Genomic DNA, 24,354 nt, shown 5'->3' on the forward strand with positions numbered 1-24,354 from the left:
TTTTAGGGGGGATGAGGGTTGGGGACACCCTCTTATTTACCCAACGGCAAAATCCATGACACCGACCTTTGTGGCGAGGGGATTTATCCCCGATGGCGCGCGAAGCGGCCCTCTGTGTTCGGCCTTTCAAATCATGTGCGCAGGTTTTGCGACTGCTACGCAGCCGATCGGGGATAAATCCCCTCGCCACAGAGGCCAAATATGCGGGACTGCTTCAGCCCAACACCACCAAGCGATTCGGCAACTCGTTCCGCACCTGCGTCACCGGCACGTGCACCTTCAACAACTCGCCACACGCCTCCACGCACGTGACGAACCCTTCCAGCGTGCGGCCCTGGCGGACCTGTTCGGTGAACGCTGCGACAATCGCGTCCCAGTTGCTGTTATCCAGCCGTTTGGAAATCCCCTCGTCCACCAGAATCTCTACATAGCGCTCAGCCTCGCAGACAAAAATCAGCATGCCGGTGCTGCCCACGGTGTGGTGCAGGTTCTGTTCGAGAAACTGCCGCCGCGCCAGGTTGGAGGCGCGCCAGTGGCGCACGCGACGCGGGACCAGATGCGTGGTGATTTTCGGCAGACGGAACAACAGGCAGAGGACGATGAACATGCCCCATTGCACCAGCAGCAGACTGCGCAGGGTCAACCAGCCGGTGAAGTAGTGGACGATGCCCGGCAACACCAGGGCCAGCAGACTGGCCCAGAGCAGCGGGATGTACGCGTAATCGTCGGCACGGGCAGCGAGCACCGTGACCAGCTCGGCGTCGGTATTGCGCTCGACCCGGGCAATGGCCTCGGCGACTTTGCGTTGTTCGTGTTCAGTCAGTAATGCCATGTCGAAAAATGCCTGCTCATTATTCTTTTGATCTCACCAGCCGCCGGACGAACCGCCGCCGCCGAAACTGCCCCCGCCACCGCTGAAGCCGCCACCGCCACCGCCGCCGAATCCGCCGCCACCGCCAAAGCCGCCCCCTCCTCCGGAGCCGCCCCGGCCGGCAGGCAGGATACCGAGCATCTGGCAGACAAACACCGTCACGATGAACAACATCACCAGAAACATGAACAGCGCCGGGTGCCGCGAGATGAAATCATCCGCCGGGTCGCCGCTGGATTCGTACACGGTCGACGGTTCGTCCAGCGGATTGCCACCGAGCACCACCAGCATCGCCGCAACGCCATCGCTGATGCCTTTGCTGAAGTTGCCGGCCTTGAACGCCGGCGTGATGACCTGATGAATGATCACCGACGACTGCGCATCGGTCAGGCGATCCTCCAGGCCATAGCCGACTTCGATGCGCAGTTTGCGCTCGTCACGCGCGACGATCAGCAAGGCGCCGTTGTTCTTGTCTTTCTGACCGATGCCCCAGTGCCGACCGAGCTGAACGCCGAAATCCTCGATGGTGGTGCCCTGCAGATCGGGCAACGTGACCACCACCAATTGCTCGCCGGTGGCCTGTTCGTGCGCCTGCAATTGCTGGCTCAGTTGGGCGCGAATCGATGGCTCGAGCATCTGCGCCTGATCGACCACGCGCCCGCTCAGCGGCGGAAACGCCAATTCGGCCCGGGCGCTGACGGCGAACAGCCAGAGCAGCAGCACCAGGCTCAGTTTCAACACACGCATGGGCGACCTCGAATCAGAATTTCACTTCCGGGGCCTTCTCCGCGCCGGGCGTGGTGGCTTCGAAGGTTTCGCGCATCGGCAGATCGCTGTACATCACGCTGTGCCACAGGCGACCGGGGAAGGTGCGGATCTCGGTGTTGTATTTCTGCACCGCCAGAATGAAATCGCGACGCGCCACGGCAATGCGGTTTTCCGTGCCTTCGAGTTGCGATTGCAGGGCGAGGAAGTTCTGGTTGGCCTTCAGATCCGGATAGCGCTCGGAGACCACCATCAAACGGCTCAATGCGCCGGTCAGTTGATCCTGTGCCTGCTGGAACTGCTTGAGCTTCTCGGGATTGTCGAGGGTGCTGGCATCGACCTGAATCGACGTCGCCTTGGCCCGCGCTTCAATCACGGCGGTCAGGGTTTCCTGCTCATGGGCGGCATAGCCCTTCACGGTTTCCACCAGATTGGGGATCAGGTCGGCGCGGCGCTGGTACTGGTTCTGCACCTGGCCCCAGGCGGCTTTGACCTGTTCGTCGAGGGTCGGGATATTGTTGATGCCGCACGCGGTCAACAGCGTGGCGAACACCAGCAACGTGGCGATCTGTAGCCGTGAACGGGAGGTTGAGCTGATATTCATTGCAGTGATGCTCCATGACACATTTGATTTAAAAACCGAGCGCTGGGCATTCCCGGCCAGCGGTTGGGGCATAATCGGCGCCGCCACTGGCATGCGACGGGCTAATCGGCTAAAAAGTGCCCTTCGCGTTCACGTTGCCGCTGTCGGCTGCGGTTTTCCGGCTCAGGATTTTGCGCCGGTATCCGAACAACAATAGTCGCTCCCTACATTTTGGCTGGCCGGTGTTGCATCACCGTTTGGGCTCTAGAGAAAAAATTCATGAAGAAGCTGTGTTTGCTGGGTCTGTTCGTCAGCCTGGCCAGTCATCAGGTACTGGCCGCCACGACCCCGGTACCTTTGGAAAACAAGGACGCTTTCATCAGCAACCTGATGAAACAAATGACCCTCGACGAGAAGATCGGCCAGTTGCGCCTGATCAGCATCGGCCCGGAAATGCCCCGCGAGCTGATCCGCAAGGAAATTGCCGGCGGCAACATCGGCGGCACGTTCAACTCGATCACCCGCGCGGAAAACCGTCCGATGCAGGACGCGGCCATGCGCAGTCGCCTGAAGATTCCGATGTTTTTCGCGTACGACGTGATCCACGGTCACCGTACGATTTTCCCGATTCCGCTGGCCCTCGCGTCGAGCTGGGACATGGACGCCATCGGCCAGTCCGGTCGCGTTGCGGCTAAAGAAGCCGCCGCCGACAGCCTCGACATCACCTTCGCGCCGATGGTGGATATCTCCCGCGATCCACGCTGGGGCCGCAGCTCCGAAGGTTTCGGCGAAGACACCTACCTGACCTCGCGCATCGCCAAAGTCATGGTCAAGGCCTATCAGGGCGAGACCCCAAGCGCCGCCGACAGCATCATGGCCAGCGTCAAGCACTTCGCCCTGTACGGCGCGGTCGAGGGCGGTCGCGACTACAACACCGTCGACATGAGCCCGGTGAAGATGTACCAGGATTACCTGCCGCCGTACCGCGCCGCGATCGATGCCGGCGCTGGCGGTGTGATGGTGGCGTTGAACTCGATCAACGGCATTCCGGCCACGGCCAACACCTGGCTGATGAACGACCTGCTGCGCAAGGACTGGGGCTTCAAAGGCCTGGCGGTCAGCGATCATGGTGCGATCTTCGAGCTGATCAAGCACGGCGTCGCTCGCGACGGTCGCGAAGCAGCGAAGCTGGCGATCAAGGCTGGCATCGACATGAGCATGAACGACACCCTCTACGGCAAAGAACTGCCGGGGCTGCTCAAGTCTGGCGAGATCGAACAGAAAGACATCGACAACGCTGTGCGCGAAGTGCTCGCCGCCAAGTACGACATGGGCCTGTTCAAGGACCCGTACCTGCGCATCGGCAAGGCCGAGGATGACCCGGCCGACACCTACGCCGAGAGTCGCCTGCACCGCGCCGAGGCCCGCGAAGTGGCGCGTCGCAGTCTGGTGCTGCTGAAGAACCAGAACGAAACCCTGCCGCTGAAGAAAGACGCGAAAATCGCGCTGGTCGGTCCATTGGCAAAAGCGCCGATCGACATGATGGGCAGCTGGGCCGCCGCCGGGCGCCCGGCGCAATCGGTCACGCTGTTCGATGGCATGAGTTCGGTGATCGGCGACAAGGCCAACCTGATCTACGCCCGTGGCGCCAACATCACGGGCGACAAGAAGGTTCTCGATTACCTGAACTTCCTCAACTTCGATGCCCCGGAAGTGGTCGATGACCCGCGCCCGGCCAACGTGCTGATCGACGAAGCGGTGAAAGCGGCGAAGGATGCTGACGTGATCGTCGCCGCTGTCGGCGAATCCCGTGGCATGTCCCACGAATCCTCGAGCCGCACCGACCTGAACATCCCGGAAACCCAGCGCGAATTGATCCGCGCACTTAAAGCCACTGGCAAGCCGTTGGTGCTGGTGTTGATGAACGGCCGCCCGCTGACGATTCTCGAAGAGAACCAGTCGGCCGATGCGATTCTGGAAACCTGGTTCAGCGGCACCGAGGGCGGCAACGCCATCGCCGACGTGCTGTTCGGCGACTACAACCCGTCGGGCAAACTGCCGGTGACCTTCCCGCGTTCCGTGGGCCAGATCCCGACCTACTACAACCACCTGAGCATCGGCCGGCCATTCACGCCGGGCAAACCGGGCAACTACACCTCGCAGTATTTCGATGACACCACCGGCCCGCTGTTTCCGTTCGGTTATGGCTTGAGCTACACCACTTTCGCCCTGAGCGATATGGCGCTGTCATCGACCACCCTGAACGCCAGCGGCAAGCTCGACGCCAGCGTCATGGTCAAGAACACCGGCAAGCGTGACGGCGAAACCGTGGTGCAGTTGTACATCCAGGACGTCACCGGTTCGATGATCCGCCCGGTGAAAGAACTGAAGAACTTCCAGAAGATCATGCTCAAGGCCGGCGAACAGAAGGTCGTGCACTTCACCATCACCGAGGAAGACCTGAAGTTCTACAACGCCCAGCTCAAATACGCGGCCGAGCCTGGCAAGTTCAACGTGCAGATCGGCCTGGACTCGCAGGCGGTGACGCAGCAGAGCTTTGAATTGCTGTAATTTTTTCAGGTAACACATAAACCTGTGGGAGCTGGCTTGCCAGCGATGGCGGCCTAACAGTCAACTGATATGTTGAATGTGATGGCCTCATCGCTGGCAAGCCAGCTCCCACAGTGGTTTTGGGTGTCCCCGCTATCCGCGACGGTCGAGAATATTCACCACCAACCGATCCACCCAGCCCCACACCCGCTGCTTGACCCGCCGCCACAACGGTCGGCGCTGCCATTCCTCCAGACTCACCAGCTGACTCAAGCCGAAGTCCTTCACAAAGCTCGCCTCCACTGCTGCCGTCAACGCCGGGTCCAGCGCTTCCAGATTCGCCTCCAGATTGAAACGCAGATTCCAGTGATCGAAGTTGCACGAACCGATGCTTACCCATTCGTCGACGAGAACCATTTTCAGGTGCAGGAAGCACGGCTGGTATTCGAAGATCTGCACGCCGGCCTTGAGCAGGCGCGGGTAATAGCGGTGCCCGGCGTAGCGCACTGACGGGTGATCGGTGCGCGGCCCGGTCAGCAGCAAGCGCACATCGACGCCGCGCGCGGCAGCCTTGCGCAGGGAGCGGCGGATTTTCCAGGTCGGCAGGAAGTACGGCGTGGCCATCCAGATGCGTTTTTGCCCGCTGTTCAACGCACGGAACAACGACTGCAAAATGTCGCGATGTTGACGGGCATCGGCATACGCCACGCGGCCCATGCCTTCGCCCTTGTCCGGCACACGCGGCAGGCGCGGCAAGCCGAAATGCGCGGCCGGGCGCCAGGCGCGGCGGTAGCGGTTGGCGATCCACTGGCGATCAAACAGCAATTGCCAATCGATCACCAATGGGCCCCTGATCTCGACCATCACCTCGTGCCACTCGCTGACATCATGGCCCGGCGTCCAGAATTCATCGGTCACGCCGGTGCCGCCGACCACTGCCAGACATTGATCGACCAGCAGCAATTTACGGTGGTCGCGATAGAAGTTGCCGACCCAGCGCCGCCAGCTCAGGCGATTGTAAAAACGCAGTTCGACCCCGGCCTGAGTCAGGCGCTGGCGCAGGTGCAGCGTGAACGCGAGGCTGCCGTAATCATCGAACAAGCAACGCACGCGCACGCCGCGCTCGGCCGCCGCGACCAGCGCCTGGACGATGGCTTCGGCGCAGGCGCCGGCCTCGACCAGGTACAGCTCCAGTTCGATTTGCTCTTTTGCCCCGGCAATGTGCTCGAGCATCCGGGGAAAGAACTGCGGGCCGTCGATCAACAGTTCGAAACGGTTGCCGTCACGCCAGGGGAACACCGCACCGCGCATGTCAGCGCGCCGTGAAAATCAGCACCGCACCCACCGGCACCGACAGACTGATCGCCGACAGATCGGCGAGTTTGCGCAGGTTTTCCAGGCCCGGCGCCAGATCGAAATCCTCGGCGTTGATCACCAGCGGCTCCAGTGTCACCACCTGAAAGCGCCGATCATCCAGACGCGTGGCGAGCAACTCGGCCGGGTATTCGTGCTGCTTGCCGTGCAGGCTGACGGTCAGCGGCAGGCGCAACTCCAGCTGCGCGCCGGGGGCCAGATCGTTGATCGGGCGCAGGTCGATCTGGGTAGTGATGGTGGCTGCGGGAAACTGCTCGATCTGGAACAGCTCCTTGCGCATGCGCTCATCGCGCAGCGGAATGCCGCTGTTGATCGATTCGAGCTCGACTTCGACCTCGGCGCGACCGTTGGGGTCGACCTTGCCGTGCAGCACCAGAAAGCGCTGCACCTCCGACACGCTGGCATTTTTGGTGCTGACGAACGACAGCCGCGACGACTCGCCGTCCAGATACCAATTGGCCTGGGCCGGCAGCGCAGCGGCGGTCAACAGCAGACTGGCGAAGGTTGTATAGAGGGAGCGGTTGAACATTGAACACTCGTGGGGGCGATAAACCTGCACGAACCTTAACCGCCCGCCAAGTTATTGCAAGCCCTGTGGGAGCGAGCCTGCTCGCGAATGCAATGCTCCCCGCGCGCCATGTATTGCGGCTTGCGGCGATTTCGCGAGCAGGCTCGCTCCCACAGGAAGACCAGATAATTCAAGGATTGAGGCGACAGCCCTGGCGTTCGCTCAGCCACTGCGCGCTGTTGCTGCGGCCCATGCCGCTGACGGTGACGGTTTTGCTCGACGGGTCATCGGTAAAACCACTGGTTGGCAGCCATTGCTTCACATAGCCACGGCAATACCCGGCATCGTTGTTCATCACATAACGACACGAGCAGTATTCCTTGGCGGTGTAGGCGCTGATGATGTCCGGGAAAGCCCAGAGGTTTTCCCGTTCATACCAACCCCAGCCGAGCAGCACGATCAGCAGCAACAATAGAAAGCGCTTCATCGCCGCACCGCCTGCAACACGCGTTTGAGCAGTTCGTTGTGCCGGTAGCTGCCATCGCGGTCATCGCCGTAACGCACGATCACCAGCTTCTGGCTGGGCATCACGTATAGCGCCTGGCCCCAGTGGCCGAGGGCGGCGAAGGTGTCGGGTGGGGCGTCGGGCCATGGTGATGTGGCGCCGTCGACAGGACGATTGAGCCACCAATGGCCGCCGGGGACGGCTTCGTCCTGATGCGCCTTGTAGCCGGCAAACGGTGTGAGGTTGAACGCGAGCCAATCCTCGGGCAGCAACTGCCGATCGTTCCAGCGCCCGCCCCGCGCCATCAATAGACCGACCCGCGCCAGATCCCGCGCGGTGAGATAGGCGTAGGACGAGGCGACAAAGGTGCCGCTGACATCGCTTTCCCACACGGCGTGGCGAATGCCCAAGGGCTCGAACAACGCTGTCCATGGATAATCGGCATAACGCTCTGGACCGACCATGGTTTTCAGGGCGGCGGCGAGCAGATTGCTGTCACCGCTGGAATAACGGAAAGCCTGACCCGCTGGGGCGTAACTGTCGTGTGCGGCGGTGAACGCGGCCATGTCGCGATGGCCGCGGGTGTAGAGCATCGCCACCACCGAAGATTTCAGCGGCGCGTATTCGTAGTCTTCCTGCCAATCCAGACCGGAGGCCCAGTTCAGCAGATGGCCGAGGGTGATCGCCGGGTGTTTTTCCAGCGCCGGGTAGAACTTCAGCGCTGGATCGTCGAGCTTGAACCGGCCTTCGCCATAGGCCACGCCGAGGACGGCGGCCAGCAGGCTTTTGCTGATCGACCAGGTCAGGTGCGGGGTCTGTTCGGTGGTCGGAGCGGCGTAGCGTTCGTAGATGATCTGGCCGTCGCGGATGATCAGCAAGGCGTCGGTGCGGATGCCTTCGCGGGTGGCGTCGTTACGGGGCGCGAAGGCGTAACTTTCCAGCGCTTCGACGGCCGGGCCGGTGATCTGTGGGGCGATGGGCCATTGCTCATTCGGCCATTGTTCCGCCCGAGCGGTGAGGCTGATCAGCAGCAGGAACAGGGACAGGCCTTTGAACATGGTGGGGGCTCTGGGAATGAACCTGTCGAGACTAGTCGGGGTTTATGACAAATTTTAGAGGTTGGTCGTCCATGAAATTGCCATCGCTGGCAAGCCAGCTCCCACAGGGGTCCCAAGTGAACACACATTTCATGAACACCTTTGAAACCTGTGGGAGCGGGCTTGCCCGCGATGAGGCCAGTCAGGCCAACGCAAGAGCCTTGGCCAAGCGCTTGGCACGGGCCCCTGCAGCCAATTGCATCACGCCTTGATCACGCTGCCACATCGCCGCCCACGCAGGATCACCCTGCACCAACGCCTGATCTACCTCGGTCTTGAGTGATTCAAACTGCGCAAACAATCCGCCCAGCACTACATGCCCGGGCGGATTGTTCGGCGCTTGCCGGCTGGCCTCGGCGCACCCGGCCAGCAGCGCCAGCAAACGCAGTTGCAGGGCCTGCGGCCAATCGCTGTCCTGGCCGATGCCGTACAACCACGCGGTGATGGCGCTGAGCACGTAGACATCTTCAAGACTGCGAAACGGTTTGACGTAGGCGTCCCAACCGTCGCCGGCGAGCAGTTCGCACAGGGCACCGTCGAGGTGCAGGCGGCCGTGGCTGATGTCCGGCATCAACGGCAACGCCGGCAGTTTTTCCACCTTCACGCCGGGCTCGCCGGGATACACCACCGCCAGACTCAGGCGCGGTGTTTCGCCCGGCTCCTCACTGCGCGCAGCCACCAGCAGCCAATCGGCGGCGTCGCCTGCGGTGACGAAATCCTTGCGCCCACTCAAGCGCAAATCGCGCAGCCGCGTTTGCATATCGGCCGGGCGCAGGCTGCGTTGTTCGGTAGCGCACAAGGCGCCGAGGCTCAGCGGCGCGCTCGGCCACAACATGCGCAGCGCCGCCTGATAACCGACCAGAAACGCCAGCCCCGGCGTGGCCATTCGCCGCCCGCCGGCCACCGCCAATTCGAACGGCGTGACGTTGCCCAGCGCCTGCAACAACGTTGCAAAACCCTCGGCCAGATCAGCAGCGGCGGGCAAGCGTTCACGGCGGTGCAACAGATCTGTCCAGGGCATGGGCGCCTCCTTGTGGGCTGTCATATAAGCATCACCGAACGTTCATGGCGATGACACCGGGGCTACATAGCCTGACTTTGCACAACACGGCTGCATAAAGAAAGTCGATCGGCTGCAACCCACGACGGGTTAAAGGCCCGTACGGAGATTCACATGACGCAAATCGCCCGCATCAGCGACACCGGCAATGAACGCCGCCTGCAAGCCGAACGCCTGATCGGCGCCGAAGCCTTGCAGCAAGCCCAGGCCCTGCGCTTCGCCGTCTTCAGCGGCGAGTTCAACGCCAAACTGAAAGGCGCGGAACTGGGTCTGGACATGGATGATTATGATGTTCACTGCAGCCACATCGGCGTGCGTGATCTGAACACCGGGCGCCTGGTGGCGACCACGCGTCTGCTCGATCACACTGCCGCCAGCAGCCTCGGCAAGTTCTACAGCGAAGAAGAATTCAGCCTGCACGGCCTCGCCCACCTGCAAGGCCCGATCCTGGAAATCGGCCGCACCTGCGTCGATCCGGCGTACCGCAACGGCGGCACCATCGCCGTGCTCTGGGGCGAATTGGCCGAAGTGCTCAATCAGGGCGGCTACAGCTACCTGATGGGTTGCGCGAGCATCCCGATGCAGGACGGCGGCATTCAGGCCCACGCGATCATGCAGCGTCTGCGCGAGCGTTACCTGTGCACCGAACACCTGCGCGCCGAGCCGAAAAATCCGCTGCCGACGCTGGATATCCCGTCCAACGTCATCGCCGAAATGCCGCCGCTGCTCAAGGCCTACATGCGCCTCGGCGCGAAGATCTGCGGCGAGCCGTGCTGGGACGAAGACTTCCAGGTGGCCGACGTGTTCATCCTGCTCAAGCGCGACGAACTCTGCCCGCGCTACGCCAAACACTTCAAGGCGGCGGTGTGATGAGCCGGTTGCGGGTGTACGCGCGAATCGCGCGAGTGCTGCTGGTGGTGACGCTGGGGCTGACCATGGCCAGCGTGTTCGGCGTGTTCGAACGCATCGGTCTGGCGCACTCGATGGAGCGGCGTCAGCGCTGGTCGCGTTTTTTCATGGCGCGTTTAAGCAATGCCCTGCCCTTTCGCGTGAGCGTGCATGGCGAGCTGCCAAAACAGCCAATGCTGTGGGTCAGCAATCACGTGTCGTGGACCGACATTCCGCTGCTGGGCATGCTCACGCCGCTGTCGTTTCTGTCCAAGGCCGAAGTGCGCACCTGGCCGGTGGCCGGCTGGCTCGCAGCCAAGGCCGGCAGCCTGTTCATCCGCCGTGGATCGGGCGACAGCCAGTTGATCCGCAAGCAAATGACCCGCCATCTGCAAACCGAACATGCACTGCTGATGTTCCCCGAAGGCACCACCACCGATGGCCGTTCGCTGCGCACCTTTCATGGTCGTCTGCTGTCGGCGGCGATCGATTCCGAGGTGATGCTGCAACCGGTGGCTATTCGTTATCTGCGTGACGGCGAAATCGATACGCTTGCGCCGTTCATTGGCGACGATGATTTGCTCTCGCACTTGATGCGCCTGTTCAGCCACGACTGCGGCGATGTCGAGGTGCATCTGCTCAAGCCGATTGCCTGTCAGGGCCGCGAGCGCGCGGCGCTGGCGTTCGAAGCGCAGCAGGCGGTGCAGAAGGTGTTGTTTGGTGAGGTGGCGAAACCTGCCGAACCGCGTCGCGCAGGCGATTTGATAGCCGCCTGAAAATACAAATCTCCTGTGGGAGCGAGCCTGCTCGCGAATGCGACCTGTCAGTCGCCGAAGATATTGACTGACAGGACGCCTTCGCGAGCAGGCTCGCTCCCACAATTCAGATTTTCGGTGGTCTCGTGTTTTGCGCAAAATCCTGCAATTGCGGGTAGAACAGGCTGAAATCTTCACTCAGCGGCTCATACAACCGCCGCAACTCCGCCATTGCCCCGGCCAATTCCTCCGGCCTGGTCAGGCGTCGCGAGATCCCGCGCAGCACCTGTTCCAGCACCTCGAATTCGCGATACGAGCCCAGCCAGTCGTTGGCGACCATGTGCGGGGCAATCTTCGCCAGCCGTTCGGGCAATTGCCGTTCGCGGGACAGCACCTGATAGACGTCTGCGGTGAACTGCTCCAGCGGTCGATCGGCATACAGCGTCCAGTCCCGCGCCAGGCAATGATCGAAAAACACATCGAGGACGATCCCGGCATAACGCCGCCGCGTTTCGTTGAAGCGGCCCAGAGCGATGTCGACCAGTGGATGCCGATCGGTGAACACGTCGATGCGCCGATGCAGCGCAATCGCCGCCTCCACTTCCGGGTCGAACTGACCTTGCAGCCGACCTTTGACGAAGTCGCCATACAGGCTGCCAAGTAACTGACCGGGGCGCTGGCCGCCGAGATGCAAATGCGCGAGATAGTTCATGGGCGCAGCTTAGCACTGCGCTCGCTCCTCCAGCACCCTCGTATCGTTATAACCCGATATAGCGATTTATGCGTTCGTCAGACCGAATTCATATTGGTATATCGCGATCCAACGATTTAAAGTTCGCTCCATCGCGATATATCGCTACTGCCACCACGAGCCCAAGCCATGAACCTCGACCTCGACGAAATAATAAAAGCCCTGGCGCACCCAGTACGGCGAGACATCCTCAACTGGCTGAAAGACCCGAAAGGCGAATTCCCCGAGCAGTTGCACAACCACGAATACGGTATTTGCGCCGGGCAGATCGATCAGCGTTGCGGCTTGTCGCAATCGACCGTGTCGGCCCACCTGGCGACCCTGCAACGGGCCGGACTGATCAGCAGCCAGAAGGCCGGGCAGTGGCATTTCTTCAAACGTAACGAGGACGTCATCCAGGCGTTTCTCAGCACCCTCAGTAAAGAGCTCTGACCCTTAACGTCAGCCAGCCGACAAGGAAACCTGCATGCCCCTTTCGCTTCTCATCCTCGCCCTGAGCGCCTTCGCCATCGGCACCACCGAATTCGTCATCATGGGCCTGCTACCCGACGTGGCGGCGGACCTCGGTGTGTCGATTCCCGGCGCCGGCTGGCTGGTCACCGGGTACGCCTTGGGCGTGGCCATCGGTGCGCCGTTCATGGCACTGGCCACCGCGAAGCTGCCGCGCAAGGCAGCGCTGGTGGCGTTGATGGGCATCTTCATTGTCGGCAACCTGCTCTGCGCCATCGCCAGCGACTACAACGTGCTGATGTTTGCCCGGGTGGTCACGGCGCTGTGTCACGGCGCGTTCTTCGGCATCGGCTCGGTGGTGGCGGCCAATCTGGTCGCGCCCAACAAACGTGCCTCGGCGGTGGCGTTGATGTTCACCGGTCTGACCCTGGCCAACGTACTTGGCGTACCGCTGGGCACCGCATTGGGTCAGGAAGCCGGCTGGCGTTCGACCTTCTGGGCGGTGACCGTCATCGGTGTGATCGCGCTGATCGGCCTGATCCGCTTTCTGCCGGCCAAGCGTGACGAAGAGAAACTCGACATGCGCGCCGAACTGGCCGCCCTCAAAGGTGCCGGCATCTGGCTGTCGCTGAGCATGACCGCGTTGTTCGCCGCCTCGGTCTTCACCCTGTTCACCTACGTTGCCCCACTGCTTGGCGAAGTCACCGGCGTGTCGCCGCGTGGCGTGACCTGGACGCTGATGCTCATCGGTCTGGGCCTGACCGTCGGCAACATCATCGGCGGCAAACTCGCCGACAAAGGCATGGCCGCCACGCTGATCGGCGTGTTCATCGCCATGGCCGTGGTGTCCACGGTGCTGAGCTGGACCAGCGTCGCGCTGATCCCGACTGAAATCACTCTGTTCCTCTGGGCCACCGCGTGTTTCGCCGCTGTGCCGGCGCTGCAGGTCAACGTGGTGACCTTCGGCAAGGCTGCGCCGAACCTGGTTTCGACCCTGAACATCGGCGCCTTCAACGTCGGCAACGCCCTCGGCGCCTGGGTCGGCGGCAGCGTCATCGCACACGGCTACGGCCTGACCAGCGTGCCACTGGCCGCCGCCGCGCTGGCCGTACTTGCCCTGCTGGTGACCCTGATTACCTTCCGCCAGAACGGCAATGCCGAGCTGGCGCCTGCTTCCAACTGATCAACTTCCTTATTAAAAGAGGCTTTTAGACATGGCGACTATTTTTGACCCGATCAAACTCGGCGACATCGAGCTGAACAACCGCATCATCATGGCCCCGCTGACCCGCTGCCGCGCCGACGAAGGTCGTGTGCCGAACGCGCTGATGGCCGAATACTACGTACAACGCGCCTCGGCCGGCCTGATCCTCAGCGAAGCCACTTCGGTAACGCCGATGGGCGTCGGCTATCCGGACACCCCGGGCATCTGGTCCAACGATCAAGTGCGTGGCTGGGCCAACGTGACCAAGGCGATTCACGGCGCCGGCGGCAAGATCTTCCTGCAACTGTGGCACGTTGGCCGCATTTCTCACCCTTCGTACCTGAACGGTGAAGCACCGGTTGCGCCAAGCGCCATCCAGCCAAAGGGCCACGTCAGCCTGGTGCGCCCGCTGGCCGACTACCCAACCCCGCGCGCTCTGGAAACCGCTGAAATCGCCGACATCGTCGACGCCTACCGCACTGGTGCCGAGAACGCCAAGGCCGCCGGTTTCGACGGCGTGGAAATCCACGGCGCCAACGGCTACCTGCTCGACCAGTTCCTGCAAAGCAGCACCAACCAGCGCACCGACCAGTACGGCGGCTCGCTGGAAAACCGTGCGCGCCTGCTGCTGGAAGTGACCGACGCCGCGATCGAAGTCTGGGGCGCCGGCCGCGTTGGTGTGCACCTGGCACCGCGTGCCGATTCCCACGACATGGGCGATGACAACCTTGCCGAAACCTTCACCTACGTCGCCCGTGAACTGGGCAAGCGCGGCATCGCGTTCATCTGCTCGCGCGAAAAAGAAGGCGCCGACAGCCTCGGCCCGCAACTGAAAGAAGCCTTCGGTGGCCCGTACATCGCCAACGAGAAATTCACCAAGGAAAGCGCCAACGAATGGCTGGCCAGCGGTAAGGCAGACGCCGTAGCGTTCGGCGTGCCGTTCATTGCCAACCCGGACCTGCCGGCACGTTTGCAGGCCGATGCGCCGTTGAACGAGCCGCATCCGGAGACTTTCTACGGTAAAGGTCCGGTCGGCTATATCGACTATCCGACCTTGTAATCACGCTGTAGCGCAGAAACGAGAAAGCCCCGGACTTGTGAAAGTCCGGGGCTTTTTGCTGTTGGCGCAGGGTAAGAGCCAGCGAACAACGTTTCACAACAGCGACACAATTTCCCTACAAAATCCACGGCTGGCTACGTTTAAACTCCCCGCCGCAATAATCAGCCATGGCGGCTGATTGACATCCTGCCGGGCCATTGCGCATTTTGTTTCATTTGCGCAGGCTTGGGCTCAGGCGCAGCATGTCCAGCCCGGTGTCGACCCAGCGTTCAGCCTCGGCGTGCAGTTCGAAGCTATCCGGGGCCAGCAGCCAGCCGTACAGCAGGCCGTCGATGTAGGCATGAATGCTGATCGCCGCGCGGGCGGTGTCGAGATCTTCCGGCAACTGGCCGCGATTCACCGCATTACGCAGGGTCAGGCCGATGCGCAGGTTGCAATCGAGACTGGCCGTCCGGCGCTGCTGGCGCAGATCGCACATTTCATCGGTGAACTCGCACTTATGAAACAGAATTTCGTTGATGCGCCGGGTTTTCGGGTCCAGTGCAACTTGATGAAACAAATGAATCAGCAACTGCCGCATACAGCCCAGCGGGTCCGGTTCGTCTTCGCTTTCGCTGGCCTTGGCCAGTTCATCCAGCGGTTCGTGCAGGCTGTCGAGCATGGCCTGGACCAGATCGGCCTTGTTGCTGAAATGCCAGTAGATGGCGCCACGCGTCACGCCGGCGAGGGTCGCGATGTCCGCCAGGGTGGTGCGGGCGACCCCCCTTTCATAGAAGGCTTTCTCGGCCGCTTCCAGGATCTGGCTGCGGGTTTCCTGAGCTTCCTCTTTGGTACGACGGACCATGGCAGTAAAACCTCAAACAGGATGTTTCAGGGATGGCTGAATATCCGCTGAATAAAGAGGGGGCGATCTCTCGTGAATCGACTCCCCGGCCTACAATTTCAAACCTTGCGACGACTTTTGTATCAGGGTGGGTACGCGGCGCAGGTGTTTACAAACAACCATGAACGTAAGTATATTACTTAGCAAGCTACTTATCCACCCGGTGCCCGATTTTTACTCTTTCACACTTCTTGTGCGCTTCTTGCGCGCCTGACCCGAGGATCTTCATGCAATTCAAGCCAGCTGTTACCGCTCTGGTCACTGCCGTCGCCCTGGCATCGCTGCTCAGCGGATGTAAAAAGGAAGAAGCGGCCCCAGCCGCTCCGCCTCCTCAGGTCGGCGTCGTCACCCTGCAACCACAAGCCTTTACCCTGACCTCGGAACTTCCGGGCCGCACCAGTGCGTTCCGCATTGCGGAAGTTCGCCCGCAGGTCAACGGCATTATCCTCAAGCGTCTGTTCAAGGAAGGCGCCGACGTCAAAGCCGGTCAGCAGCTTTATCAGATCGATCCGTCGGTCTATGAAGCGACGCTGAAAAGTGCCGAAGCTAACCTGCGTTCGACCAAGTCGATCTCCGACCGCTACAAGCAACTGGTCGACGAACAAGCCGTGAGCCGTCAGGAATACGACACCGCATTGGCCAACCGCCTGCAATCGGAAGCGTCGCTTCAGACTGCGCAGATCAACGTGCGTTACACCAAGGTCTATGCGCCGATCTCCGGCCGTATCGGCCGGTCTTCGGTGACCGAAGGCGCACTGGTCAGCAATGGCCAGGCCGATGCGATGGCAGTGATTCAGCAGCTCGACCCGATCTACGTCGACGTGACCCAGTCGTCGGTGGAACTGCTGGAACTGCGCCGCGAACTGGAAAGCGGCCGTCTGCAGAAGGCTGGCGACAACGCCGCTGCGGTCAAGCTGACCCTGGAAGACGGCAGCCAGTACAAGCTCGACGGCAAGCTGGAATTCTCCGAAGTCTCGGTTGACCAGACCACCGGCTCGGTGACCCTGCGCGCGGTGTTCCCGAACCCGGATCACACCCTCTTGCCAGGAATGTTCGTCCACGCCCAGTTGCAGGCCGGCGTCAACAGCGCAGCGATTCTCGCGCCGCAGCAAGGCGTGACCCGCGACCTCAAAGGCACCCCGACCGCACTGGTCGTCGGCGCCGACAACAAGGTCGAGCTGCGTCAGCTCAAGGCCAGCCGCACCGTCGGCAGCCAGTGGCTGATCGAAGACGGCCTGAAAGCCGGCGATCGTCTGATCACCGAAGGGCTGCAGTACGTCAAACCGGGCGTCGAGGTCAAAGCGACCGAGGCGACTAACGTCGGCACCAAGAACCCGGCCCCCGCACAGGCAGCTGACAAAGCCGCCGGCGGCAAAGGGGAGTAACCCATGTCAAAATTCTTCATCGACCGTCCGATTTTCGCCTGGGTAATCGCCCTGGTGATCATGCTGGTCGGGGCACTTTCGATCCTGAAATTGCCGATCAACCAATACCCGAGCATTGCGCCACCGGCCATTGCGATTCAGGTGACCTACCCAGGCGCGTCCGCACAAACCGTGCAGGACACCGTGGTGCAGGTCATCGAGCAACAGCTCAACGGTATCGACAACCTGCGTTATGTGTCGTCGGAAAGTAACTCCGACGGCAGCATGACCATCACTGCGACCTTCGAGCAAGGCACCAACTCCGACACCGCGCAGGTTCAGGTCCAGAACAAGCTGAACCTGGCCACCCCGCTGCTGCCGCAGGAAGTGCAGCAACAGGGTATCCGCGTGACCAAGGCAGTGAAGAACTTCCTGCTGGTGATCGGCGTGGTGTCGCGTGACGGCAGCATGACCAAGGACGACCTGTCCAACTACATCGTGTCGAACATGCAGGACCCGATCTCGCGGACCGCCGGTGTCGGTGACTTCCAGGTCTTCGGTGCGCAGTACGCGATGCGTATCTGGCTCGACCCGGCCAAGTTGAACAACTTCAACCTGACCCCGGTCGACGTGAAGAATGCGATTGCCGCGCAGAACGTCCAGGTGTCGTCCGGTCAGCTTGGTGGCTTGCCTGCCGTGCAGGGCCAGCAACTGAACGCGACGATCATCGGCAAGACCCGTCTGCAGACCGCCGAGCAGTTCAAGGAAATCCTGCTCAAGGTCAACAAGGACGGTTCGCAGGTTCGCCTCAAAGACGTGGCTGAAGTCGGCCTCGGCGGTGAGAACTACGCGATCAGTGCCCAGTTCAACGGCAGCCCGGCGTCCGGTCTGGCGGTGAAGCTGGCCAACGGCGCCAACGCCCTCGATACCGCCAAAGCGCTGCGCAACACCATCGACAGCCTCAAGCCGTTCTTCCCGCAAGGCATGGAAGTGGTGTTCCCGTACGACACTACTCCGGTGGTGACCGAGTCGATCAAAGGCGTGGTGCACACCTTGGTCGAAGCGATCGCGCTGGTGTTCCTGGTGATGTTCCTGTTCCTGCAGAACTTCCGCGCCACCGTCATCACCACGATGACCGTGCCAGTGGTACTGCTCGGTACGTTCGGCATCCTCGCCGCCGCCGGTTTCAGCATCAACACCCTGACCATGTTCGGCATGGTGCTGGCCATCGGTCTGCTGGTGGACGACGCCATCGTCGTGGTGGAAAACGTCGAGCGGGTGATGAGCGAAGAAGGCTTGTCACCGAAGGAAGCGACGAAGAAGTCCATGGGCCAGATCCAGGGCGCACTGGTCGGTATCGCCCTCGTGCTCTCGGCGGTACTGCTGCCGATGGCATTCTTCAGCGGCTCCACCGGTGTGATCTACAAGCAGTTCTCGATCACCATCGTGTCGGCGATGGCCCTGTCGGTACTGGTTGCCCTGATCTTCACCCCGGCGCTGTGCGCAACCATGCTCAAGCCGATTCCGAAAGGCGAGCACGGTACCCCGAAGAAAGGTTTCTTCGGCTGGTTCAACCGTAACTTCGACCGTGGCGTACGCAGCTACGAGCGTGGCGTCGGCAACATGCTGACCCGCAAGGCGCCGTATCTGCTGGCGTATCTGCTGATCGTCGTGGGCATGATCTGGCTGTTCACCCGCATCCCGACCGCGTTCCTCCCGGAAGAAGACCAGGGCGTTCTTTTCGCCCAGGTGCAGACCCCGGCCGGTTCCAGTGCCCAGCGCACGCAGGTGGTGGTGGATGAAATGCGTGAGTATCTGCTGCGTCCGAACAAGGACGGCGGTGAAGCGGACGCGGTGGCTTCGGTGTTTACCGTGACCGGCTTCAACTTCGCCGGCCGTGGCCAGAGCTCGGGTATGGCGTTCATCATGCTCAAGCCGTGGGGCGAACGTAACGCCGACAACAGCGTGTTCAACCTCGCTGCGCGTGCCCAGCAACACTTCTTCAGCTTCCGCGACGCGATGGTGTTTGCCTTCGCCCCGCCAGCGGTTCTGGAATTGGGTAACGCCACCGGTTTCGACGTATTCCTGCAAGACCGCGCCGGTATTGGTCACGAAAAACTGATGGAAGCGCGCAACCAGTTCCTCGGCATGGCGGCGCAAAGCAAGGTGCTGACCCAGGTGCGTCCGAACGGCCTGAACGATGAGCCGCAGTTCCAGCTGGAGATCGATGACGAGAAGGCCAGTGCCCTCGGCATCACCATCAGCGACATCAACAACACCCTGTCGATCGCGCTGGGCAGTAGCTACGTCAACGACTTCATCGACCGTGGTCGGGTGAAGAAAGTCTACGTGCAGGGCCAGCCGGACTCGCGCATGAGCCCCGAAGACCTGAAGAAGTGGTACGTGCGCAACGCCGAAGGCACCATGGTTCCGTTCTCGGCGTTCGCCAAGGGCGAGTGGGTCTACGGTTCGCCGAAACTGGCGCGCTACAACGGTGTGGAAGCGGTCGAAGTCCTCGGGGCTCCGGCGCCGGGCTACTCCACCGGTGAAGCGATGGCTGAAGTCGAAGCGATTGCCAAGAAGCTGCCGGCCGGTGTCGGTATCTCCTGGACCGGTCTGTCATACGAGGAGCGTCTGTCCGGCTCGCAAGCGCCAGCGCTGTACGCCCTGTCGCTGCTGATGGTGTTCCTGTGTCTGGCGGCGCTGTATGAAAGCTGGTCGATTCCGATCGCGGTCATGCTCGTGGTACCGCTGGGGATCATCGGCGCACTGATGGCCACCAGCCTGCGCGGTCTGTCCAACGACGTGTACTTCCAGGTGGGGTTGTTGACGACCATCGGTCTGGCGGCTAAAAACGCCATTCTGATCGTCGAATTCGCCAAGGAACTGCATGAACAGGGACGCAGCCTGCGTGAAGCGGCAATCGAAGCCTGCCGCATGCGTCTGCGCCCGATCATCATGACCTCGCTGGCCTTCGTTCTCGGTGTTGTGCCGCTGGCGATTTCCACCGGCGCCGGTTCAGGCAGTCAGCACGCGATCGGTACCGGCGTGATTGGCGGTATGCTCACGGCCACGATCCTGGCGATCTTCTGGGTCCCACTGTTCTTCGTTACTGTGTCGTCCATCGGTCAGCGCAAAAAGACCGACGTGGATGAGACTACTGAAACTCCTAAAGAGGCTGGCCAATGAGCAAGTCGCTACTCTCCATCGCAGTCGCCGCCTTCGTGCTGAGCGGTTGCTCGCTGATACCTGACTATCAGCAGCCTGAGGCTCCGGTCGCAGGCCAGTACCCGCAGGGGCCGGCATATTCGCCGGCCCAGGCTCCGGCGCAAGCCGCTGCCGAACAGGGCTGGAAGCAGTTTTTCCATGACCCTGCACTGCAACAGCTGATCCAGGTCGCCCTGGAAAACAACCGCGACCTGCGTGTCGCGGCGCTGAACATCGACGCTTACGCGGCGCAGTACCGCATCCAGCGCGCCGACCTGTTCCCGGCAGTGTCGGCCAATGCCGCCGGCAGCCGCCAGCGTCTGCCGGCCCGTGCCTCGCAGACCGGCGAGTCGATGATCAGCAGCTCCTACTCGGCCACCGTCGGCGTCAGCGCCTATGAACTCGACCTGTTCGGTCGGGTGCGCAGCCTGAGCGAGCAAGCGTTGCAACAGTACTTCGCTACTGAAGAAGCACGCCGCAGTACGCAGATCAGTCTGGTCGCCAACGTCGCCAATGCCTACCTGACCTGGCAGGCGGACAAGGAACTGCTCAAGCTGACGCAGGACACCCTCGGTGCCTTCGAAGAAAGCTACAAGCTGACCAGCCGCAGCAACGAAGTCGGTGTGGCTTCGGCGCTGGATCTGGCGCAGTCGCGCACTTCCGTGGAAAACGCCCGGGCGCAACTGGCGCGTTATACCCGCCAGGTCGCACAGGACGAAAACAGCCTGACCCTGCTGCTCGGCACCGGTATTCCGGCCAATCTGCAAGCCGCCAAACCGCTGTCTGATGATCTGCTCAGCGACGTACCGGCCGGTCTGCCTTCGGACCTGCTGCAACGTCGTCCGGACATCCTCCAGGCCGAGTACAACCTGAAGGCGGCCAACGCCAACATCGGCGCGGCGCGTGCAGCGTTCTTCCCGAGCATCAGTCTGACGGCCAACGCGGGCAGCCTGAGCCCGGACCTGTCCGGCCTGTTCAAGGGCGGTTCGGGGACGTGGCTGTTCCAGCCGCAGATCAACCTGCCGATCTTCAACGCCGGCAGCCTGCGCGCCAGCCTCGACTACGCCAAGATCCAGAAGGACATTGGCGTGGCGAACTACGAGAAGTCCATCCAGACCGCCTTCCAGGAAGTCGCCGACGGCCTCGCCGCCCGCCAGACCTACACCGAGCAGCTGCAAGCGCAGCGTGACTTCGTTCAGGCCAACCAGGATTACTACCGCCTGGCCGAACGTCGCTACCGCATCGGCGTCGACAGCAACCTGACCTTCCTCGATGCCCAGCGTCAGTTGTTCAGCGCGCAACAAGCGTTGATCTCCGACCGCCTCGCGCAGCTGACCAGTGCGGTCAACCTGTACAAGGCACTGGGCGGTGGCTGGAATGCGCAGACCGCGCAGAACGAAGCGCTGAAAGAAGAAGCGCCGAAGATGAAGCTGTTCTGATCATCGGCTGAATACATCAAGCCCACCTTATTGGTGGGCTTTTTGTTGCCTGTCGCAAAGGTTTGCCCGCCGAACTGGCCTCTCGCGAGCAGGCTCGCTCCCACCGGGAAAAGCGTTCCAATTGTGGGAGCGAGCCTGCTCGCGAAGAGGACCAAACACTCACCACAAATCCGCATGAATCTTGCGTTCGATAACCGCCCAAAACCCGCTTTCAGCAATTGAACCCGAGCATACAGGCCCTTCACCATTCGCCTCAGAAAACCAATAACAACAAGGTTCGACACCATGCTCCAGCGCCCTGCCCCGCCTGGCTGACCGCCACCGCTGCATCTCAGACCTGCATCACGTTGCCTGCGCCGCACCCGCCGCGACAGCGCCGCCGTTCGCCCTAAAAAAACAAGAGAGACCCAAGTCCATGACAGTTTTCCCTGTGCCCCACACATTGCCCGCTGTGATCGCCCTGGCCATCGCCGGTCTGGCCCTGCCAGCCAGCGCCGAAGAAGGCGGCTTCGTTGAAGGCGCCAAGGTCAACCTCAACCTGCGCAACTTCTACATCAACCGCAACTTCACCAACCCGACCAAGGCCCAAGGCAAAGCTGAAGAGTGGACACAGAGCTTCATTCTCGACGCCAAATCCGGCTTCACCCAAGGCACCGTCGGTTTCGGCATGGACGTACTCGGGCTGTATTCGATCAAGCTCGATGGCGGTAAAGGCACGGGCGGTACGCAGTTGTTGCCGCTGGACCATGACGGGCGCCCGGCGGATAACTTCGGCCGCACCAACGTCGCGTTCAAGGCCAAGCTTTCGCAGACCGAAGTCAAGGTCGGCGAGTGGATGCCGGTGCTGCCGATTCTGCGTTCGGACGACGGTCGCTCGCTGCCGCAAACCTTCCGTGGCGGCCAGATCACCTCCAAGGAAATCGCCGGCCTGACCCTCTATGGCGGCCAGTTCCGCGCCAACAGCCCGCGCGACGACAGCAGCATGAGCGACATGTCGATGACCGGCAAAGCCGCGTTCACCTCTGATCGTTTCAACTTCCAGGGCGGCGAATACCTGTTCAACGACAAGCGCACGCAGATCGGCTTATGGAACGCGCAGCTCAAGGACATCTACAGCCAGCAGTACCTCAACGTACTGCACAGCCAGCCGCTTGGTGACTGGACGCTGGGCGCCAACCTCGGCTTTTTCTACGGCAAGGAAGATGGCAGCGCGCGTGCCGGCGATCTGGACAACAAGACCTGGTACGGGATGTTTTCGGCCAAGTACGGCGGCAACACGTTCTACCTCGGCCTGCAAAAACTCACCGGCGACAGCGCCTGGATGCGCGTCAATGGCACCAGCGGCGGCACCCTGGCCAACGACAGCTACAACGCCAGTTATGACAATGCTCAGGAACGCTCCTGGCAGTTGCGCCACGACTACAACTTCGCCGCCATGGGCATCCCCGGCCTGACCCTGATGAACCGCTACATCAGCGGCGACAACGTGCACACCGGGACGATCACCGACGGCAAGGAATGGGGCCGCGAATCGGAACTGGGCTACACGGTGCAGAGCGGCACGTTGAAGGATCTGAACGTCAGATGGCGCAACTCGACCATGCGCCGCGACTTCAGCAACAACGAGTTCGATGAAAATCGCCTGATCGTCAGCTACCCGATCAGCCTGCTGTAACCAAGCATGCTCCACTGTGGGAGTGAGCCTGCTCGCGAAAGCGCTGCTTCAGTCGACATCTCTGTCGAATGTGAAATGGCCTTCGCGAGCAGGCTCGCTCCCACAGGGAAATGCATTCCAATGTGGGAGCGAGCCTGCTCGCGAAGGCGTCAGTGGCAACAACCTCACTCGCGGGATTCAACCCCGAGTTCATCCCACACCGATTCGGCCAGATGAAACGTCGCGTTCGCCGCCGGAATTCCGCAGTAGATTGCGCTCTGCATGATCACTTCCTTGATCTCGCCACGGCTGACGCCGTTGTTGGCTGCCGCGCGCAGGTGCAGTTTCAGTTCGCCCTCGCGGTTCATGCCGATCAGCATGGCGATGGTGATCAGGCTGCGGGTGTGCCGGGGCAGGCCCGGGCGGGTCCAGATGTCGCCCCAGGCGTGGCGGGTGATCATCTCCTGGAATTCGGAGTTGAACTCGGTCAGGGTGGTCAGGCTGCGATCAACGTGGGCATCGCCCAGCACCGCGCGGCGGACTTGCATGCCTTCGTCGTAACGTTGTTTCTCGTCCACAAATTCTTCCTCACTGAGCCTGCAAAAACGCCAGCACACGGTCGCTGAAAGCGGCACCGGCCTGCACGTTGGACAAATGCGCCGCATGGAACTCGGCGTACTCGGCGCCGCGCACATGGTCGCGAATGAAATGCCCACCGGACGGCGGAGTTACCGCATCTTCGCTGCCGGCAATCACCAGCAATGGCACGTTGATCGAAGCCAGTTGTTCACGGAAATCGGCGTCGCGCACGGCCGCGCAGTTGGCCGCATAGCCTTGTGGATTGGTTGCGGCAAGCATGTCGGTAATCTTCTTCGCCGCCTCGGGATGCGCTGCGGAAAAGTCCGGGGTGAACCAGCGCGCAATCGAGGCATCACGCAGCGCGACCATCGCCGCCGGGCCGTCGCGCAGTACGGTTTCGATGCGCGGATTCCATACCGACGGATCGCCGATTTTCGCCGCCGTGTTGCACACGATCAGTTTGTGCAGACGATGGCCGGCATTGATCCCCAGCCACTGACCGATCAGCCCGCCCATCGACAACCCGCAGAAATGCGCGCGCTCGATATGCAGCGCATCGAGCAGACCGAGCACGTCGCGACCGAGTTGTTCGATGCTGTACGGCCCTTCGGTGACCAGCGATTGCCCATGGCCGCGCGTGTCGAAACGCAGCACGCGGAAATGCTCGGCGAACGCCGGCATCTGCGCGTCCCACATGTGCAGGTCGGTGCCCAGCGAGTTGGACAGCACCAGCACCGGCGCAGCGGCCGGGCCTTCTATTTGATAGTGCAGTTCGCCATCGGCGAGTTGAACGAAAGCCACAGCCCT

The 24,354-nt window shown here is 61.7% G+C and carries 22 protein-coding genes; 10 read left to right on the top strand and 12 right to left on the bottom strand.

The features are described from left to right. Nucleotides 1-214: 214 nt before the first annotated feature. The 3 genes from KVG87_RS21415 to KVG87_RS21425 are packed head-to-tail and all read right to left on the bottom strand — an operon-like array spanning nucleotide 215 to nucleotide 2,240. Complete coding sequence (locus tag KVG87_RS21415) at nucleotides 215-832, bottom strand: TPM domain-containing protein (protein ID WP_217852466.1); 618 nt, start codon at nucleotides 830-832, stop codon at nucleotides 215-217. 33 nt (nucleotides 833-865) lie between these two features. After that, nucleotides 866-1,618 (bottom strand): TPM domain-containing protein, encoded by a 753-nt coding sequence (locus KVG87_RS21420; protein WP_217852469.1) that lies wholly within the window; start codon nucleotides 1,616-1,618, stop codon nucleotides 866-868. Nucleotides 1,619-1,631: 13 nt separating this feature from the next. Next, nucleotides 1,632-2,240 (bottom strand): LemA family protein, encoded by a 609-nt coding sequence (locus tag KVG87_RS21425; RefSeq protein WP_095180575.1) that lies wholly within the window; start codon nucleotides 2,238-2,240, stop codon nucleotides 1,632-1,634. 258 nt (nucleotides 2,241-2,498) lie between these two features. On the opposite strand from KVG87_RS21425, the gene bglX reads away from it, so the two are divergent. After that, nucleotides 2,499-4,790: a beta-glucosidase BglX gene (bglX, locus tag KVG87_RS21430; RefSeq protein ID WP_151551982.1), complete on the top strand. Its 2,292-nt coding sequence runs from the start codon at nucleotides 2,499-2,501 to the stop codon at nucleotides 4,788-4,790. A gap of 132 nt (nucleotides 4,791-4,922) precedes the next feature. Here bglX and KVG87_RS21435 read toward each other — a convergent pair whose 3' ends face one another. The 5 genes from KVG87_RS21435 to KVG87_RS21455 form a co-directional block, all read right to left on the bottom strand. Beyond that, nucleotides 4,923-6,080 carry a phospholipase D-like domain-containing protein gene (locus KVG87_RS21435; protein ID WP_217852471.1) on the bottom strand — a complete coding sequence of 386 codons (1,158 nt, stop codon included), beginning with the start codon at nucleotides 6,078-6,080 and terminating at the stop codon, nucleotides 4,923-4,925. A gap of 1 nt (nucleotide 6,081) precedes the next feature. Further along, nucleotides 6,082-6,672 carry a YceI family protein gene (locus tag KVG87_RS21440; protein ID WP_039762684.1) on the bottom strand — a complete coding sequence of 197 codons (591 nt, stop codon included), beginning with the start codon at nucleotides 6,670-6,672 and terminating at the stop codon, nucleotides 6,082-6,084. 169 nt (nucleotides 6,673-6,841) lie between these two features. Continuing rightward, nucleotides 6,842-7,138 carry an amidase gene (locus KVG87_RS21445; RefSeq protein WP_217852473.1) on the bottom strand — a complete coding sequence of 99 codons (297 nt, stop codon included), beginning with the start codon at nucleotides 7,136-7,138 and terminating at the stop codon, nucleotides 6,842-6,844. Continuing rightward, nucleotides 7,135-8,214, bottom strand: coding sequence for a serine hydrolase domain-containing protein (locus KVG87_RS21450; protein ID WP_217852475.1), 1,080 nt, complete (start codon nucleotides 8,212-8,214; stop codon nucleotides 7,135-7,137). The genes KVG87_RS21445 and KVG87_RS21450 overlap by 4 nt, the downstream gene beginning before the upstream one ends. Nucleotides 8,215-8,395: 181 nt before the next feature. After that, on the bottom strand, nucleotides 8,396-9,274 hold the full coding sequence (locus KVG87_RS21455; RefSeq protein WP_217852477.1) for an acyl-CoA dehydrogenase middle domain-containing protein: 879 nt from the start codon (nucleotides 9,272-9,274) through the stop codon (nucleotides 8,396-8,398). A gap of 153 nt (nucleotides 9,275-9,427) precedes the next feature. Between KVG87_RS21455 and olsB the strand changes: the two genes are divergently transcribed. Together olsB and KVG87_RS21465 are read left to right on the top strand one after the other, a co-directional pair. Further along, the gene (gene olsB, locus KVG87_RS21460; protein WP_016771324.1) at nucleotides 9,428-10,183 is read left to right on the top strand and encodes an L-ornithine N(alpha)-acyltransferase; all 756 of its coding nucleotides are present in this window, start codon (nucleotides 9,428-9,430) and stop codon (nucleotides 10,181-10,183) included. Then, nucleotides 10,183-10,977: a lysophospholipid acyltransferase family protein gene (locus tag KVG87_RS21465; RefSeq protein ID WP_122691696.1), complete on the top strand. Its 795-nt coding sequence runs from the start codon at nucleotides 10,183-10,185 to the stop codon at nucleotides 10,975-10,977. Before olsB ends, KVG87_RS21465 begins: the two co-directional genes overlap by 1 nt. A gap of 106 nt (nucleotides 10,978-11,083) precedes the next feature. On the opposite strand, the gene KVG87_RS21470 is transcribed toward KVG87_RS21465, so the two are convergent. Continuing rightward, nucleotides 11,084-11,668 (bottom strand): acyl carrier protein phosphodiesterase, encoded by a 585-nt coding sequence (locus tag KVG87_RS21470; protein WP_217852480.1) that lies wholly within the window; start codon nucleotides 11,666-11,668, stop codon nucleotides 11,084-11,086. Between the two features lie 168 nt (nucleotides 11,669-11,836). Here KVG87_RS21470 and KVG87_RS21475 point away from each other — a divergent pair, with 168 nt between their 5' ends. From KVG87_RS21475 to KVG87_RS21485, 3 genes are read left to right on the top strand one after another with little or no spacing between them, the layout of a single operon-like run. Further along, nucleotides 11,837-12,139, top strand: coding sequence for an ArsR/SmtB family transcription factor (locus KVG87_RS21475; protein WP_016771327.1), 303 nt, complete (start codon nucleotides 11,837-11,839; stop codon nucleotides 12,137-12,139). Between the two features lie 34 nt (nucleotides 12,140-12,173). Beyond that, nucleotides 12,174-13,340: an MFS transporter gene (locus KVG87_RS21480; RefSeq protein ID WP_016771328.1), complete on the top strand. Its 1,167-nt coding sequence runs from the start codon at nucleotides 12,174-12,176 to the stop codon at nucleotides 13,338-13,340. A 31-nt stretch (nucleotides 13,341-13,371) separates the two neighbouring features. Next, complete coding sequence (locus tag KVG87_RS21485) at nucleotides 13,372-14,421, top strand: alkene reductase (RefSeq protein ID WP_016771329.1); 1,050 nt, start codon at nucleotides 13,372-13,374, stop codon at nucleotides 14,419-14,421. Nucleotides 14,422-14,632: 211 nt separating this feature from the next. On the opposite strand, the gene emhR is transcribed toward KVG87_RS21485, so the two are convergent. Then, nucleotides 14,633-15,265, bottom strand: coding sequence for an efflux system transcriptional repressor EmhR (gene emhR / locus KVG87_RS21490; protein WP_016771330.1), 633 nt, complete (start codon nucleotides 15,263-15,265; stop codon nucleotides 14,633-14,635). Nucleotides 15,266-15,531: 266 nt separating this feature from the next. On the opposite strand from emhR, the gene emhA reads away from it, so the two are divergent. The 4 genes from emhA to KVG87_RS21510 all read left to right on the top strand — a co-directional run bounded on the left by emhA (nucleotide 15,532) and on the right by KVG87_RS21510 (nucleotide 22,989). Next, complete coding sequence (gene emhA, locus KVG87_RS21495; protein WP_039762673.1) at nucleotides 15,532-16,689, top strand: efflux RND transporter periplasmic adaptor subunit EmhA; 1,158 nt, start codon at nucleotides 15,532-15,534, stop codon at nucleotides 16,687-16,689. Nucleotides 16,690-16,692: 3 nt separating this feature from the next. Further along, nucleotides 16,693-19,857 (top strand): efflux RND transporter permease subunit EmhB, encoded by a 3,165-nt coding sequence (emhB, locus tag KVG87_RS21500; RefSeq protein ID WP_076566312.1) that lies wholly within the window; start codon nucleotides 16,693-16,695, stop codon nucleotides 19,855-19,857. Next, nucleotides 19,854-21,314: an efflux RND transporter outer membrane subunit EmhC gene (emhC, locus tag KVG87_RS21505; protein ID WP_217852482.1), complete on the top strand. Its 1,461-nt coding sequence runs from the start codon at nucleotides 19,854-19,856 to the stop codon at nucleotides 21,312-21,314. Before emhB ends, emhC begins: the two co-directional genes overlap by 4 nt. Nucleotides 21,315-21,729: 415 nt before the next feature. After that, complete coding sequence (locus KVG87_RS21510; protein WP_217852484.1) at nucleotides 21,730-22,989, top strand: OprD family porin; 1,260 nt, start codon at nucleotides 21,730-21,732, stop codon at nucleotides 22,987-22,989. Between the two features lie 164 nt (nucleotides 22,990-23,153). Here the strand turns inward: KVG87_RS21510 and pcaC are convergent, their stop codons facing one another. Together pcaC and pcaD are read right to left on the bottom strand one after the other, a co-directional pair. Continuing rightward, entirely contained in the window at nucleotides 23,154-23,546 is a 393-nt protein-coding gene (gene pcaC, locus KVG87_RS21515; RefSeq protein WP_007917093.1) for a 4-carboxymuconolactone decarboxylase, read from the bottom strand. 10 nt (nucleotides 23,547-23,556) lie between these two features. Next, complete coding sequence (gene pcaD / locus KVG87_RS21520; protein WP_217852486.1) at nucleotides 23,557-24,348, bottom strand: 3-oxoadipate enol-lactonase; 792 nt, start codon at nucleotides 24,346-24,348, stop codon at nucleotides 23,557-23,559. Nucleotides 24,349-24,354: the final 6 nt, after the last annotated feature.

Origin of the sequence: Pseudomonas siliginis (assembly GCF_019145195.1) — a bacterium.
GTDB classification, from domain to species: domain Bacteria; phylum Pseudomonadota; class Gammaproteobacteria; order Pseudomonadales; family Pseudomonadaceae; genus Aquipseudomonas; species Aquipseudomonas siliginis.